The organism is Endozoicomonas sp. ALD068 (assembly GCF_049310145.1).
Taxonomy (GTDB): Bacteria; Pseudomonadota; Gammaproteobacteria; order Pseudomonadales; family Endozoicomonadaceae; genus Endozoicomonas_A.
In genome coordinates this window covers 396,083-413,218 of record NZ_JBLYNU010000004.1, presented here as the reverse complement: position 1 = coordinate 413,218, position 17,136 = coordinate 396,083, and the positions used below count along the sequence as shown (strand labels likewise).

At 47.9% G+C, this 17,136-nt stretch carries 6 protein-coding genes; 4 read left to right on the top strand and 2 right to left on the bottom strand.

The window, feature by feature from the left end; all coding sequences use genetic code 11:
• Positions 1-69 precede the first annotated feature (69 nt).
• The 3 genes from ACO6V5_RS01590 (at position 70) to ACO6V5_RS01580 (ending at position 15,162) form a co-directional block, all read left to right on the top strand.
• A complete protein-coding gene (locus ACO6V5_RS01590; protein ID WP_422441931.1) occupies positions 70-6,297 on the top strand; it encodes a hypothetical protein in 6,228 nt (2,075 codons plus the stop codon).
• Positions 6,298-6,506: 209 nt separating this feature from the next.
• Entirely contained in the window at positions 6,507-12,716 is a 6,210-nt protein-coding gene (locus ACO6V5_RS01585; RefSeq protein WP_422441932.1) for a hypothetical protein, read from the top strand.
• A 118-nt stretch (positions 12,717-12,834) separates the two neighbouring features.
• The gene (locus tag ACO6V5_RS01580) at positions 12,835-15,162 is read left to right on the top strand and encodes a response regulator (protein ID WP_422412277.1); all 2,328 of its coding nucleotides are present in this window, start codon (positions 12,835-12,837) and stop codon (positions 15,160-15,162) included.
• A 32-nt stretch (positions 15,163-15,194) separates the two neighbouring features.
• On the opposite strand, the gene msrB is transcribed toward ACO6V5_RS01580, so the two are convergent.
• Both msrB and ACO6V5_RS01570 read right to left on the bottom strand, forming a co-directional pair.
• Positions 15,195-15,587: a peptide-methionine (R)-S-oxide reductase MsrB gene (msrB, locus tag ACO6V5_RS01575; protein ID WP_422134672.1), complete on the bottom strand. Its 393-nt coding sequence runs from the start codon at positions 15,585-15,587 to the stop codon at positions 15,195-15,197.
• On the bottom strand, positions 15,584-15,835 hold the full coding sequence (locus ACO6V5_RS01570; RefSeq protein ID WP_422138591.1) for a hypothetical protein: 252 nt from the start codon (positions 15,833-15,835) through the stop codon (positions 15,584-15,586). The genes msrB and ACO6V5_RS01570 overlap by 4 nt, the downstream gene beginning before the upstream one ends.
• Before the next feature lie 44 nt (positions 15,836-15,879).
• Here ACO6V5_RS01570 and ACO6V5_RS01565 point away from each other — a divergent pair, with 44 nt between their 5' ends.
• Positions 15,880-17,097: a pyridoxal phosphate-dependent aminotransferase gene (locus ACO6V5_RS01565; RefSeq protein WP_422138592.1), complete on the top strand. Its 1,218-nt coding sequence runs from the start codon at positions 15,880-15,882 to the stop codon at positions 17,095-17,097.
• The last annotated feature ends 39 nt before the right edge of the window (positions 17,098-17,136 follow it).

Genomic DNA, 17,136 nt, shown 5'->3' with positions numbered 1-17,136 from the left:
TGTGCTTCCTCTCCAGGTATGGCAATCACTTTTCAAGATAACAAAAGTACTCAGCTCTGAGGTAGCAGAATGACAAATACCCGCCACAATGCATTAAGCCTTGCAGTGGCCATTGCGATCAGCTCTTCCATCATTAATACAGAGGCACTGGCTGCTCGCAAACTGCAGACGAAAGCCTATATTTTGGGCAGCGGAAATGTTGTGAAACTTCGTAGTGAGGTCATGGTTCAGCCAACTTTAGGTGATGACCAGCAGCCAATACCCAAATCTTTTACCACCACGTACCCTTATGAGCCTTCAGAAGGTCAGGGCTTTGTCTCTACTACTATGAGTTTTACAGAAATTCTTTATGGTATTGGTGATGGTGTTTCCAGTGTTGATCAGTTTGAAACAGGCGAAAATGATGTTGCTCAGAAATATATCAAAGTTCTCAAAGTAGGCGATGAGGGAGTCTTCAGGTTCACCCACAACCTTGAAGAAAAGGAACTGGTCATTGAAGTCAGAGGCGGAATGACCGATCAGGATTCCGTGGAGGTTGCTCGTGATCAATTAGTTTGGAGTTCATCATTACAACCGTTAACGAAAATCGCCAACCACCTGCAACTGGCTAAAGTTTTGAAAGCCGCTGCAGAAAGAGCAGGAAACCTCGGCTCAAATGATCACTATGTTGGCCTTGCCACCATTGAAGTTGAAAAAGTTGAAGTGAATGGGCGTACCTTCATGCGCCTTATCGCTGCGGGCGATCAGCCCCCTGAACTGCACCGTCTGGGTCAATCACTCTTTGTCAATGATGAGGCTCTCCTGGCAGCTGCCGCCTCTGCCTATATCCAGGTTCATGTACTGGAAGAGAATTTACAACAGGAGGCTCTGAACGAACTACTGGCACACAACAAACCTGTTGGCTACATAGTAGACGCTGAGGATGCCAAACGGGTTTATCATGTGCCTGCGGGTTATCCAAAGTTGGAAATAGCAGAAGCTCCGGGGGAGAATATTGTTTTTCATGGTCTGATGCAGAATCCGGACGATGTCGCTTTCGTAGAAAACCTCTATAAATTCTGGATAGAAGCTGAGGGTAATAATCCCGCCCCTGCAGTAAAAGCAGAGCTTATCAAACGCAAGCTCAAAAACTACCCGTTCGTCATTCGAAGCAGGCAGATGGCGGTGCTGGAGGAGTTAGTTGCACGGCACGATGCAGTCATTGACAAAGATCAACTAACGACACTTTCAAACGAAGATAAACTGGCGGTGCGTTCGCTTGTATATTACGAATCCCTCCTGCAGGCATTGGCGCTGGCTTCTCCAGATGAGGCATATGGATCAGATGAATTTGAGTTCACACCAGAACACATCAAAGTCGCTTCATTAGTCATCACGCCAACCCGGATGTACAGGCAACTCTTAGGACACTTTGGCTTCAAACCCGTACTTAAAAATCTTCTGATGAACCCGCACTTTTTTCAGCATATTCGCAAAGTGTTACCCGTTGTCGGCTATATCAAAGAAGCACAGATCGATCCTGACAAAGACGAAGAGTTTACTTTCAGAGTCATGACCGACATGGCGAGACAGTTGTTTGAGTTACACAACAACCTGGAGGAGCTGCGGATAGAATATGCCAAACTGGGCAAGCTAAACGAAAAAATATTTCGTGAAACGGCAGCAGAACTTGGTATTTATAATTGGGATAATACCCAGACACCAGAAGAACAAGCCAGACTTCTCAGAAATAAAATTCATGAAACCACCCAGGAGTTGGTCACAACCTTTGCTGCAGTAGAACAGCCTGACTATGAAATTATAATTACAATACTGACAGCCGTTGAAGATCAGTTCGGTATGACCCCGAACAATAAAAACGATCTTGTTGCCCGCTTTCAGTCTGTTCGGCAGCATATACAACATAAGACAGACCCGACCGACGATGAGGCTCCGCAGAGACTGACAAACCTTGAAAGTAATCTCGGCCTGACCTCTAACGACAGAGATACCCCGGAAACCCGTCAGCAGGCCATTCTGCAGCTCCTTGAACAGCAGGAAGCTTTGGTCCGGCGATATCTTCTTCCGAGAACCATTATAGAAGCTGGAAAAGCAGCCGCAATCAAAGCCCGCTATGCAACCATTGCCGCACATTTAAACATTCAGGATTTTGATAGCAATGCAGATGTTGACGCTCAGCAAGAACACCTGCTTCAAAAAATCGAGGAAATGAATGCTCACAAACAACTCATGCTTCAGAAAATCAAGACAATGGATATTCAACAAGATGTCCTGCTTCATAGAATTGAGACACTGCATGGCCAAGATAATTCTTACACCGAGGCCAAACAAAATGCTCTGGCAGAAATTCTTGGTATTAAACTGAGTAAAGACAACGTAGAAAAGAATCAGGGCGTCCTGGAAAAAGCGGTATTCAGGGTGGTCCACAATCTTGCACGCCTGGAAAAAGAACTGAAAGAGATCAGAACGCCAGAACGCCTCAAACCCGGCCCTGAACTACTTCAGAAACTCACTGCTGTGGAAAAAACCCTGAAGATGGTCGACATCGATAGCGAGGGCGATGTGTATGATCGTCGGAACGCCATTTCTGAGAAAATTCAGACATACTTTAACGAGGCTGAGCAGCGGGCAGAGGAAGAGGCGCTGGATACGCTGAAAACCACAGAAGAAATACTCGGGATTCAGGTCAGTGAAGGTGATAACAAACTGGAACGACTTGACAGGGTTCGTAAAAAACTTGATGACAATGATGTCATCAAAAAAATAACCGAGCAGCAGTATTATGCCCTCTGGAGAGAAGATACCAAACCTGCTGATTACAAAAAAAGGAAAGGTAAACATGAGAAGCTCCTGCTTTATTCCCATATTGCCCTTTATGTCGAATATGCAGATCAGCTAGCCAAAGGACGACAGAAGGTGATGCTTCAAGATTTAGAGTACGATCTGGGCATCGACCCGAATGAAAACGCTGCTGCCAGGAAAAGGGACAAGGCTTTAATTGCTAAACTGGCCGATGATCTGAAAGTAGAATTAAAAAAAGATGTCGGCCGACAAAAACAGGTGCAAACCATAAAGTCCAGAATTTCGGAATTAAGGTTAAAAGTATTCCACCGCTATGAAGATGAAGGTTTATCAAGAAACATTAACAATGAAATTGCTCATCAACTCAACATTGAAGACTATAAAAATAATGCCTGTGTGAATGATCAGATCAATCTCATTGAAGAAACACTCTGTAAAATGACCAAAGAAATTTACAAAGTGTTTCGGCCTACCTTTACTGAGCGCATCGCAGTCATTGAGAATGAGCTTGACAGGCATATGGCCCGGCTGGGGCCAAAACCCCGATACTTACTTGATCGTGAGGTAGCCAGAGCCAGGCGAGCAGTAAGAGAAGCTGAAAATGAGCTGGAAATGGCTGACCGCAACATGGATATTTTTCTCCAACATAACCGGGGTAATATCGCTCTCAATCAGGGAATGAAACAACTTCAGACCGAGCTGGGCCTGTCTGCAGGTGACGAACAAACCAATAAAGAGCGAGCAGAGGAGATCATAAATTTCCTGCTGGGGTACAGTGTAGACGTACGAGATAAAATCGTTGAGAAACTGAAAGCCAAAACAAATCAGTACGTCCGGATACATTTCGACCCCACTTCGCTGCAAGAAGCTGACTACGTTTTTCATGTTAATGGCTATACATACACTCCGTTTCATGCCGCAGCCGATGAAATCGATGGAGTACGGGGTGAACTGCCTTTAACCAGAAAAATGTACGCTCAGGTCACGGAGTTTCTGCATGAGCACGACAGGAAAAGTATGGATTTAGCCAATGCAATGGCTGAAGAAGTTGCTGCACGAGAAAATCTGGTTCGCAAAGAACAGCAAATGTTCGACTATGAATACATCAATGGACACCCATCAAGCTCAGATAAAATCGATCTGGATCGGCTGGATTCAGCCCTGCATCATAAATATCAAGCTGCATTAAGTGCAAAACAGGACCTGGCGGATCATGACGCGTTTCTTGAAGCCACCGAAGCAGCCGTGGGTCTTGAACCTGACACTTCTGACACCAATGAACAACGGATTAATGCCCTGAGAAACAAACAGTTAGAACTGGGCGGTGATGATGGTACTGGCGGCAAGATCCAGCAACTGATTGAGGAACCGTCCCGTCAGATGCGTCTGGAAGCTGAACTTGAAGCCAGGAAAGCAGACGTTGTGAGAATGGAAAAAGTCCTGAAGGTTGCCGAAGAAGCCGCCAGGAATGACCGCAGTCTCATCCAGTACTCAGAGAAACAGGCAAAACTGCTGACCGATATGAACGACTTCATGCAGCGGCACCCTCTCAAAAAACAAGCTCTGCAAGCCGCAATTGGCCTGAACGAAGCAGCAATGCAGAGCGATAAGACAATACCATTTCTTTCGGTTTTCAATTTTGACGATGAATTTGCCCCCATTCGCGTGCAGGCAATGGCCGGAGACAAACTGACGTTTAAACAGGCCAGTCGGATTGTGGAAGTTTTTAAAAGCCTGAAGACCAGCTTTCCGAAATCCCCCGTCGCCTCCCCGGAAAATCGGCCCGAAGACGTGCTGGAAGAAATCGAGATTATGGTGCTCAACGCCATGTATGAGATGGAAATAGGGTCTCAGCAATTCCAAGACGAAATTCGCGACATTGGCAAAACAGCCGTAGACTCCGTTGGGCATGAACCGGAAGACTTGAAAAGCTTCTCGGAATACTTCGCTGCCCATTCTGCCAGTGCTAACAAGATCATCACTCTGCTGCGGGAAGGCTTGATCAGTAAAGTTGAACTTGAGAACTATATAAAGGCCGTCAGAGGTGTTGATGGTTATCAGACAGTGGCCGAATTTGAACACTTCCTTGGCTACAAACAGGGTGTCGACGTGCCTCGCTTCAAGGTTGTTGTCGGGATACTGTCTGATAAGGGAGCTGACGAATTCATGCAGACTGCCTTTAATCCTGTGACCGTGGCGGCCTCTCACCCGGCGGGTATGAAAGAGTCTGTTATCGGCATGAAAGAGTACGCAGCTGCGATTATCGCCAACTACGTGCTTGACGATATTGCCTTTGAAAATGGCCGCAGGACGGCAGCCTTCCTGTGCAATCTTCAGGATACCCTGACACCTTATGCCAATGTTGCTGGCCTGTCTGAATCAGACCTGATCAAGGCAATCCATAACACATTGATGCAGGCTCATGTCGCAGCAGTTGAGTGGCAGCTCAATGATTACTGGGTCAAACCTTCAGCTTTTCTGGTACAGGCTGTCACCTGGTACTACACCAGTTACAAACCCCTGCTGGCGACCCATACCGTCTGGCAGGCTAACGATCTGTCGCTGTCAAACATGGCATTCCTCTACCTTCTGGATCTGACCAACAGGGGTGATTACCTGCACCGGATGCTCATACCCTTCCAGCACTGGCTGGAACGCTATGGTGTTGATCTTGACCGAACCGGGCAATATGCCTACCACAGTGGAATTGAACAAGTCTCTGAGGTAGGCGGGATGGTCATGCCGTTGGGCAAGGCCGCGTCATCAGTCATTCTGCTGCAAACCGGCGCTATGCTATTTGCCAGACAGCACAACGCCAACCCGCACAGCTATCGCAGCATTTCACGTCTGACGCCCGAAATAGTGAAATCCATGGGTTCCGGGCAAGGGGTTCAGGTACCCTTGCTGCACAGAGCGACACCGCAAAAAGTAAAAACTCTGGCCTCGGTCACAGCCGGTCTGGTGCTGGGTCCGGTAGCCACTGTCGGAGCATACGCCCATGGCCTTATATCTGGATTCACTTATGCTCAAACCTTCGGATTCGCTCTGGCATCGAGTCTCACTTTCGACTTCTTTATGAACGACAACAAGATGCTCACTCAGTGGCTGGGTGGACCCCTGGGCCGCAGTCTTGACAAGATAAATCGCTGGAAAGGCATGGGGGAAACGCAAGATGAATTTGTGAAACGTACCGCTATTGCCTCGCCTCAACGCTTCAATGAAACTGATGAAGCCTATACAAACCGTGTTAAAGCAGGCAACAGGATGCATGGCTGGACTCGACATGAAAATTATCTGCAGTTCCGTGACCGCCGTGATCGCACCATGAAGATGTTCGAGAATAGCTGGGAAAAATACTTCAGGGAGAATGTGCCCAAATGGTCGTTTTCCCACGCAGAAAGTATTCCTTACTCCTGCACTCTGGGTGCTTTATTCGAGTCAGGGACTGAAGCGCCTGAGGAAGCCTCTACAGCCATGAATGCATTCCTTCCCTGAAAAACCACTCAATTATACGGGCATTGAGCTTTACCACTGCGAACTGAATTCGCTTCTGGCGGATTCCTCACTTTGAACTAAATTCACTCAACAGCTTGCCGGAACAACCATGAGCGATTGACGGTCATGAACCGCTGTAATGTGCTTCCTCTCCAGGTATGGCAATCACTTTTCAAGATAACAAAAGTACTCAGCTCTGAGGTAGCAGAATGACAAATACCCGCCACAATGCATTAAGCCTTGCAGTGGCCATTGCGATCAGCTCTTCCATCATTAATACAGAGGCACTGGCTGCTCGCAAACTGCAGACGAAAGCCTATATTTTGGGCAGCGGAAATGTTGTGAAACTTCGTAGTGAGGTCATGGTTCAGCCAACTTTAGGTGATGACCAGCAGCCAATACCCAAATCTTTTACCACCACGTACCCTTATGAGCCTTCAGAAGGTCAGGGCTTTATCTCTACTACTATGAGTTTTACAGAAATTCTTTATGGTATTGGTGATGGTGTTTCCAGTGTTGATCAGTTTGAAACAGGCGAAAATGACGTTGCTCAGAAATATATCAAAGTTCTCAAAGTAGGCGATGAGGGAGTCTTCAGGTTCACCCACAACCTTGAAGAAAAGGAACTGGTCATTGAAGTCAGAGGCGGAATGACCGATCAGGATTCCGTGGAGGTTGCTCGTGATCAATTAGTTTGGAGTTCATCATTACAACCGTTAACGAAAATCGCCAACCACCTGCAACTGGCTAAAGTTTTGAGAGCCGCTGCAGAAAGAGCAGGAAACCTCGGCTCAAATGATCACTATGTTGGCCTTGCCACCATTGAAGTTGAAAAAGTTGAAGTGAATGGGCGTACCTTCATGCGCCTTATCGCTGCGGGCGATCAACCCCCTGAACTGCACCGTCTGGGTCAATCACTCTTTGTCAATGATGAGGCTCTCCTGGCAGCTGCCGCCTCTGCCTATATTCAGGTTCATGTCCTGGAAGAGGATTTACAACAGGAGGCTCTGAACGAACTACTGGCACACAACAAACCTGTCGGCTACATAGTAGACGCTGAGGATGCCAAACGGGTTTATCATGTGCCTGCGGGTTATCCAAAGTTGGAAATAGCAGAAGCTCCGGGGGAGAATATTGTTTTTCATGGTCTGATGCAGAATCCGGATGATGTCGCTTTCGTAGAAAACCTCTATAAATTCTGGATAGAAGCCGACGGTAATAGTCCCGTCCCTGCAGTAAAAGCAGAGCCTAACAAACGCAAGCTCAAAAACTACCGGTTCGTGATTCGAAGCAGGCAGATGGCGGTGCTGGAGGAGTTAGTTGCACGGCACGATGCCGACGTTGACAAAGATCAACTGACGGTGCTTTCAAACGAGGATAAACTGGCGGTGCGTTCGCTTGTATATTACGAATCCCTCCTGCAGGCATTGGCGCTGGCTTCTCCAGATGAGGCATATGGATCAGATGAATTTGAGTTCACACCAGAACACATCAAAGTCGCTTCATTAGTCATCACGCCAACCCGGATGTACAGGCAACTCTTAGGACACTTTGGCTTCAAACCCGTACTTAAAAATCTTCTGATGAACCCGCACTTTTTTCAGCATATTCGCAAAGTGTTACCCGTTGTCGGCTATATCAAAGAAGCACAGATCGATCCTGACAAAGACGAAGAGTTTACTTTCAGAGTCATGACCGACATGGCGAGACAGCTGTTTGAGTTACACAACAACCTGGAGGAGCTGCGGATAGAATATGCCAAACTGGGCAAGCTAAACGAAAAAATATTTCGTGAAACGGCAGCAGAACTTGGTATTTATAATTGGGATAATACCCAGACACCAGAAGAACAAGCCAGACTTCTCAGAAATAAAATTCATGAAATCACCCAGGAGTTGGTCACAACCTTTGCTGCAGTAGAACAGCCTGACTATGAAATTATAATCACAATACTGACAGCCGTTGAAGATCAGTTCGGTATGACCCCGAACAATAAAAACGATCTTGTTGCCCGCTTTCAGTCTGTTCGGCAGCATATACAACATAAGACAGACCTGACCGACGATGAGGCTCTGCAGAGACTGACAAACCTTGAAAGTAATCTCGGCCTGATCTCTGACGACAAAGATACCCCGGAAACCCGTCAGCAGGCCATTCTGCAGTTCCTTGAACAGCAAGAAGCTCTGGTCCAGCGACACCTTCTTCCGAGAACCATTATAGAAGCTGGAAAAGCAGCCGCAATCAAAGCCCGCTATGCAACCATTGCCGCACATTTAAACATTCAGGATTTTGATAGCAATGCAGATGTAGACGCTCAGCAAGAACACCTGCTTCAAAAAATCGAGGAAATGAATGCTCACAAACAACTCATGCTTCAGAAAATCAAGACAATGGATATTCAACAAGATGTCCTGCTTCATAGAATTGAGACACTGCATGGCCAAGATAATTCTTACACCGAGGCCAAACAAAATGCTCTGGCAGAAATTCTTGGTATTAAACTGAGTAAAAACAGCGTAGAAAAGAATCAGGACGTCCTGGAAAAAGCGGTATTCAGGGTGGTCCACAATCTTGCACGCCTGGAAAAAAAACTGAAAGAGATCAGAACGCCAGACCGCCTCAAACCCAGCCCTGAACTACTTCAGAAACTCACTGCTGTGGAAAAAACCCTGAAGATGGTCGACATCGATAGCGAGGGCGATGTGTATGATCGTCGGAACGCCATTTCTGAGAAAATTCAGACATACTTTAACGAGGCTATGCAGCGGGCAGAGGAAGGGGCGCTGGATACACTGAAAACCGCAGAAGAAATACTCGGGATCCAGGTCAGTGAAGGTGATAACAAACTGGAACGACTTGACAGGGTTCGTAAAAAACTTCATGACAATAATGTCATCAAAAAAATAACCGAGCAGCAGTATTATGCCCTCTGGGGAGACGATACCAAACCTGCTGATTACAAAAAAAGGAAAGGTAAACATGAGAAGCTCCTGCTTGATGCCCATCTTACCTTTTATGTCGAAGATGCAGATCAGCTAGCCAAAGGACGGCAGAGTGAGATGCTCATGGCTTTAGAGCGCATTCTGGGCATCTCCGCTTATGAAAGCGCTGCTCTCAGGAAAAGGGACAAGGCTTTAATTGCTAAACTGGCCGATGATCTGAAAGTAGAATTAAAAAAAGATGTCAGCCGAAAAAAACAGGTGCAAGCCCTAAGGTCCAGAGTTTCGGAATTAAGGTTAAAAGTATCCCACCGCTATGAAGATGAAGATTTATCAAGAAATATTAACAATGAAATTGCTCATCAACTCAACATTGAAGACTATAACAATAATGCCTGTGTGAATGATCAGACCAATCTCATTGAAGAAACACTCTCAAAACTGAGCAAAGAAATTTTCAAAGTGGGTCGGCCTACCGTTACTGAGAGCGTCGCAGTCATTGAGAATGAGCTTGACAGACAAATGGCCCGACTGGGGCCAAAACCCCGATACTTACTTGATCGTGAGGTAGCCAGAGCCAGGCGAGCAGTAAGAGAAGCTGAAAATGAGCTGGAAATGGCTGACCGCAACATGGATATTTTTCTCCAACATAACCGGGGTAATATCGCTCTCAATCAGGGAATGAAACAACTTCAGACCGAGCTGGGCCTGTCTGCAGGTGACGAACAAACCAATAAAGAGCGAGCAGAGGAGATCATAAATTTCCTGCTGGGGTACAGTGTAGACGTACGAGATAAAATCGTTGAGAAACTGAAAGCCAAAACAAATCAGTACGTCCGGATACATTTCGACCCCACTTCGCTGCAAGAAGCTGACTACGTTTTTCATGTTAATGGCTATACATACACTCCGCTTCATGCCGCAGCCGATGAAATCGATGGAGTACGGGGTGAACTGCCTTTAACCAGAAAAATGTACGCTCAGGTCACGGAGTTTCTGCATGAGCACGACAGGAAAAGTATGGATTTAGCCAATGCAATGGCTGAAGAAGTTGCTGCACGAGAAAATCTGGTTCGCAAAGAACAGCAAATGTTCGACTATGAAAACATCAATGGACACCCATCAAGCTCAGATAAAATCGATCTGGATCGGCTGGATTCAGCCCTGCATCATAAATATCAAGCTGCATTAAGTGCAAAACAGGACCTGGCGGATCATGACGCGTTTCTTGAAGCCACCGAAGCAGCCGTGGGTCTTGAACCTGACACTTCTGACACCAATGAACAACGGATTAATGCCCTGAGAAACAAACAGTTAGAACTGGGCGGTGATGATGGTACTGGCGGCAAGATTCGGCAACTGATTGAGGAACCGTCCCGTCAGATGCGTCTGGAAGCTGAACTTGAAGCCAGGAAAGCAGACGTTGTGAGAATGGAAAAAGTCCTGAAGGTTGCCGAAGAAGCCGTCAAGAATGACCGCAGTCTCATCCAGTACTCAGAGAAACAGGCAAAATTGCTGACCGATATGAACGACTTCATGCAGCGGCACCCTCTCAAAAAACAAGCTCTGCAAGCCGCAATTGGCCTGAACGAAGCAGCAATGCAGAGCGATAAGACAATACCATTTCTTTCGGTTTTCAATTTTGACGATGAATTTGCACCCATTCGCGTGCAGGCAATGGCCGGAGACAAACTGACGTTTAAACAGGCCAGTCGGATTGTGGAAGTTTTTAAAAGCCTGAAGACCAGCTTTCCGAAATCCCCCGTCGCCTCCCCGGAAAATCGGCCCGAAGACGTGCTGGAAGAAATCGAGATTATGGTGCTCAACGCCATGTATGAGATGGAAATAGGGTCTCAGCAATTCCAAGACGAAATTCGCGACATTGGCAAAACAGCCATAGACTCCGTTGGGCATGAACCGGAAGACTTGAAAAGCTTCTCAGAATACTTCGCTACCCATTCTGCCAGTGCTGACAAGATCATCACTCTGCTGCGGGAAGGCTTGATCAGTAAAGTTGAACTTGAGAACTATATAAAGGCCGTCAGAGGTGTTGATGGTTATCAGACAGTGGCCGAATTTGAACACTTGCTTGGCTACAAACACGGTGTCGACGTGCCTCGCTTTAAAGTCGTTGTCGGGATACTGTCTGATGAGGGGGCTGACGATTTCATGCAGACTGCCTTTAATCCTGTGACCGTGGCGGCCACTGACCCGGCGGGTATGAAAGAGTCTGTTGTCGGCATGAAAGAGTATGCAGCTGCGGTCATCGCCAACTACGTTCTTGACGATATTGCCTTTGAAAATGGCCGCAGGACGGCAGCCTTCCTGTGCAATCTTCAGGATACCCTGACACCTTATGCCAATGTTGCTGGCCTGTCTGAATCAGACCTGATCAAGGCAATCCATAACACATTGATGCTGGCTCATGTCGCAGCAGTTGAGTGGCAGCTCAATGATTACTGGGTCAAACCTTCAGCTTTTCTGGTACAGGCTGTCACCTGGTACTACACCAGTTACAAACCCCTGCTGGCGACCCATACCGTCTGGCAGGCTACCGATCTGTCGCTGTCAAACATGGCATTCCTCTACCTTCTGGATCTGACCAACAGGGGTGATTACCTGCACCGGATGCTCATACCTTTCCAGCACTGGCTCGAACACTATGATGTTGATCCAGACCGAACCGCGCAATATGCCCACCACAACGGAATCGAGAAAGTTTCTGAACTGGGCGGACTGGCCATGCCATTGGGCAAGGCCGCTTCTTCAGTGATTCTGTTGAGAACCGGCTCCATGTTGTTTGCCAGACAGTACAACGCCAACCCTCAAATGTATCGCAGCATTTTCCGTCTGGTGCCCGAAATAGTGCAATCCATGGGTTCCAGGCAAGGGATTCAGGTACCCCTGCTGCACAGGGTAACACCACAAACAGCGAAAACGCTGGCCTCCGCCACAGCCGGTCTCATGCTGGGCCCAATTTCCACCGTCGGAGCATACGCCCACGGTCTTATAGCAGGATTTACCAGTGCTCAAACCTTCGGATTTGCTCTGGCATCGGGTCTCACTTTCGACTTTTTTATGAACGACAACAAGATGCTCACTCAATGGCTGGGTGGACCCCTGGGCCGCAGTCTTGACAGGATTAATCGCTGGCGAGGCGCAGGTGAAACGGACGATGAATATGAGATGCGTACCGATACTGCTTCGCCTCAACGTTTCGGTGAAGCCGATGGAGACTATACAGACCGTGTTGAAGCAAATGACATGATACATGGCTGGACTCGACACGAAAATTATCTGCAGTTCCGTGAACGCCGCGATCAAACCATGAAACTATTTGAGAACGGATGGGAGAAATACTTCAGGGAAAATCTGCCTAAATGGTCGTTTTCCCACGCAAAAAGTATTCCTTACTCCTACACTCTGGGCACCTTCTACAACTGGCAGCAGGGCGATGATAATGAACAAACAACTCGATGAGGGAGAACAGGGAAGTTAGGTTCCCAAACAAGCAGATTAAATTCGGGCTGTTGTTGCGCTGTCAGGAAAATACAGGTAAAACGAATCACAGAGTAATAATTAAAATAAAACGTTTCTCATGCCAATCCGTTTCAGGGATCGACTGTCGTTTAAACAGGCGCGTAACACCGTTGTCTTTGCCTTTATCCTGGGGCTGTTCCTGAGTCTTTATCTCGTGATCATCGACTACCGGTCTCAGGACCGGCAAATTGATGCCACCATAGAAACCTTCATTGATATCACCCGGACTCCAGCTGCCCGCATCGCTTACAACATTGATAAGGAGCTGGCCAACGAGCTGGTGTTGGGACTCATTAAATCGCCCACCATCGTCAGGGCAGAAATTGTTGAACCATCGGGTGCAATCCTTGCCGCTGTGAGTAAAGAGCCGCAACAGGATAAAGCCCGCCCCTTCACTGATATGCTGTTTGGTGCCAGCCGAACCTATATCCGGGAGCTTAAGGTTCCCTTTGATGAAGATGAACCGCTCGGCTGGCTTAAAATCGTTGCCGACACTCGCCCTATCAGCACTCAGTTTTTTGATCGGGCCATCTTTACCCTGGTGACTGTCCTGATCAAAACTTTCCTGCTTTCGCTGGTTCTGTCCATCATGTTTTATCACATGTTGACCAAGCCTTTGCTGAACATGACAGAAAAAATGGTTGAGCACCCGGAAAACAGTAGCAAGATTCAGCTTCCGCAGCCCAGGGGGCATGAGAATGACGAAATCGGCCTGCTGACCCGCACTATCAACCATTATTTGAACAACATTCATCACCATCTGCACCACCGGCGACTGGCTGAAGAACAGTTACGTGAACATCTGGCTGAACTGGAAACCATTATTGCCCGGCGGACCAGGGATATTCGCAAAAACAACCAGGCCCTTGAGAAGACCAACCGTCAGCTTGAGAAAGCACGCAGCCAGGCACTGGAAACTGCCAGTCAGCGAGCCAGGCAGCTGTCCAGTCTGAGTCACGAAATCAGAACCCCACTCAATGCAGTTCTGGGCATGCTGAGTATCGCCCTCAACGACGAACTGACCGAACTACAACATCAGCGTTTAACCACTGCCAGAGATTCTGGTACTCATCTGATCCGTCTGCTCAATGATATCCTGGACCTTTCCCGACTTGACTCGGGCAAGATGATTCTTGAAGAAATCTCTTTTGACCTCAGAAACTCAATGGAAGATGTTGTGGTGCTTGCAGGACAATCCACATTTACCAAAGGGGTTCCGATCTATTGTGATATCGATCCCACCCTGCCGGAAGAAGTCCTGGGTGACCCAACCCGTTTTCATCAGGTCATTTCCAACCTGATAGGCAATGCTGCAAAATTTACCGATGAGGGTGACATTCGTATCTGGCTCGACTGCCAGAAAACCTCCGAGAATCATCTTGATATTATGGTGAACATCAGTGACAGCGGTATCGGCATCCCTGAATCAGCCCTGGACGAAATTTTCAAACCCTTTGCTCAGGCCAGCAGTGATACCAGTCGCCGTTTCGGGGGCTCCGGTATGGGCCTGCCTTTGGTCCAGTCCATAGTCACTAACATGGGCGGACAACTGTCTGTTATATCAGAGCCCGGAGAAGGCAGCACATTTTCTGTCCGTTTACCATTCCGATATAAATCAAGGGAAGAAAAAGTATCGGTTTCTGCTGATATTAAGAGTAACCAGATTGTGCTCAATGGCTCAGAAGCTCTGCAAAGCTGTTGTTCTCATCTTCTGGCGCATTGGGATATCAGCCACCGACAGACCTCGAACAACAACATCGGTGACCTGTCCGACTGGGCGGATATTCTGATTACAGAGAATGAAGGTCTGGCCAGAAATGCCGGTCAGGATAATCCGTCACTAAAAGTGATTTATGCCGCTCATACACCTCTGGATAACGGCCCGGACACCCTGGTCTGGCTGCCACTCCCTCTGACCCGGAAACTGTTTATCCAGGCACTGGAGAAAACCCGGACTATACGTCATCAGGTCTCCCAACCGTTACCTGACACAGTGAAAATCCAACACCAAAAAAACAGGGATTATTCGGTTCTGGTGGTCGAAGATAATCCCATCAACAGAATGGTGGCGGAGGGAATGCTTGAGCAGCTGGGCTATAAGGTAGAGCTGGCTCATAATGGCGAGAGTTGTCTGGCAGCCTGTCAGCAAAAAAACTATGACCTGATTCTGATGGACTGCAATATGCCAATTATGGATGGGTTTACCACCACTCAGAGACTGCGAGTTCAGATAGCAACCAGAGAGACACCCATCATAGCCTTAACCGCCAACGCTATGAATCAGCACAGAAAGCAATGCCTGGATGCCGGAATGAACGACCATTTGGCTAAACCTTTCAACAAGGAGCAGCTTGAAAGCACTCTGACCCGCTGGTTAATAGCCTGATGGACAGTGTATGCACTGTTTTTTTGCGCTATTCAGTTGTCTGCTTTGAACTGAAGAGCGACTGAATTCATGCAGTACCTCAACCCTGTAGGCTCAGGCCCATCAGGAAATACATGCCCCAGATGCGCGTTGCAGGCTGAACACACCACTTCTGTCCGCTCCATACCCAGGCTTTTGTCTTCAAGGTAATTGACCGCCTCCTTATCCACGACTTCCCAGAAGCTGGGCCAACCACAGCCGGCATCAAATTTGGTCGTGGATTCGAACAGGATTTGATCACAGCAGACACAGCTATAACGACCCAGGCCATCAAAATGAACGTACTCACCAGAAAAAGGCCGTTCGGTACCCTTTTGCCGACAGACATAATACTGCTCTTCAGTCAGCTCTGACTGCCATTGGGCATCGGTTTTTTCAACTTTCATACCACCTCCAGCTTCTTTAACGGAAATATCCGGATTGGGTCGTGCACTGTAGCCTTAAAGCGATCATAATGGCCACCTGATTCCCTGCCAGAGAGAACATTTTTTACCCACTCTTGTCTATTTATAGTCAGGTTTATAATCAGATTGATGATGTTCCAGAGAATCCCATGACCTGATCCACAACGATCGGAACTGACGCCACTCATTAACGGAGCAATACTCAGGCAGCCCTGAGTAACAGATAACATACAAAAAGACAATGAGCCTTATATCGGCCACAGGAAAAGAACCCATGAAGGATATTGAGAAGTCCCTGAAACTGGCAAACGTCTGCTACGAAATACGTGGTCCGGTATTGCGCGAAGCCAGAAGACTGGAGGAGGAAGGCCAGCGTGTTCTGAAACTGAACACAGGCAACCCTGCGCCTTTTGGCTTTGATGCACCTGAAGAGATTATTCAAGACGTCATTCTCAACCTCCCCAACTCCCAGGGCTACACCGACTCCAAGGGTTTGTTTTCGGCACGCAAGGCCGTAATGCACTACTGTCAGCAGAAAGATTTTCCCGGTGTCGAGCTGGAAGACATTTTTATCGGTAATGGCGTCAGCGAACTGGTCGTCATGGCCATGCAGGGATTACTGAACAACGGTGATGAATTGCTGATCCCGGCGCCGGACTACCCTCTCTGGACTGCGGCGGCTAACCTTTCAGGAGGCCGAGCGGTTCACTACCTCTGTGACGAGCAATCTGACTGGTACCCTGACCTGGATGATATTCGCAGCAAAATCACCGCCAAGACCCGGGGCATTGTTGTCATCAACCCTAACAATCCAACGGGTGCCGTTTACCCACCTGAGCTGCTGCAGGAAATCATTGAGATTGCCCGCCAGCACAGCCTGATTATTTTTGCTGACGAGATCTACGACAAGATCCTCTTCGATGGAACAGAGCACACTGCCATGGCATCGCTGGCGGATGATGTGTTCATGATCTCATTCAACGGGCTCTCCAAATCTTATCGTGCAGCCGGTTTTCGTTCTGGCTGGATGGTTGCCAGTGGTCCCAAACATAAAGCCAGGGACTACCTGGAAGGTCTGGAAATGCTGGCCTCCATGCGTCTGTGTTCCAACGTTCCTGCCCAGCATGCTATTCAAACGGCACTGGGGGGTTACCAGAGCATCAATGACCTCGTTCTTCCCGGCGGCAGACTCCTGGCACAGAGAGATGTGATCTACGAGCGCCTGAATCAGATACCCGGTGTCAGCTGTGTCAAACCCAGGGGAGCCCTTTACGTGTTCCCGAAACTGGACCCGAAAAAGTATCCGATTCACGACGATGAACAGCTGGTACTCGACCTGCTGATTCAGGAAAAAATTCTGCTCGTACAGGGTCGTGCCTTCAACTGGCCGGACCCGGACCATCTCAGGATAATTACCCTGCCCCGGGTTGAAGATCTGGAGATGGTGGGCGATAAACTTGAACGATTCCTGAGCCGATACAAACAATCATAATCCTGGCCGTGACTCAACGGCCCGTTTGCTACCGATTAC

What these genes read in the sequence shown, in the direction of transcription:
- ACO6V5_RS01590 (WP_422441931.1), top strand. Translation starts at nt 70, where the DNA reads ATGACAAATACCCGCCACAATGCATTAAGCCTTGCAGTGGCCATTGCG.
- ACO6V5_RS01585 (WP_422441932.1), top strand. Translation starts at nt 6,507, where the DNA reads ATGACAAATACCCGCCACAATGCATTAAGCCTTGCAGTGGCCATTGCG.
- ACO6V5_RS01580 (WP_422412277.1), top strand. Translation starts at nt 12,835, where the DNA reads ATGCCAATCCGTTTCAGGGATCGACTGTCGTTTAAACAGGCGCGTAAC.
- msrB (WP_422134672.1), bottom strand. Translation starts at nt 15,587, where the DNA reads ATGAAAGTTGAAAAAACCGATGCCCAATGGCAGTCAGAGCTGACTGAA.
- ACO6V5_RS01570 (WP_422138591.1), bottom strand. Translation starts at nt 15,835, where the DNA reads ATGTTATCTGTTACTCAGGGCTGCCTGAGTATTGCTCCGTTAATGAGT.
- ACO6V5_RS01565 (WP_422138592.1), top strand. Translation starts at nt 15,880, where the DNA reads ATGAAGGATATTGAGAAGTCCCTGAAACTGGCAAACGTCTGCTACGAA.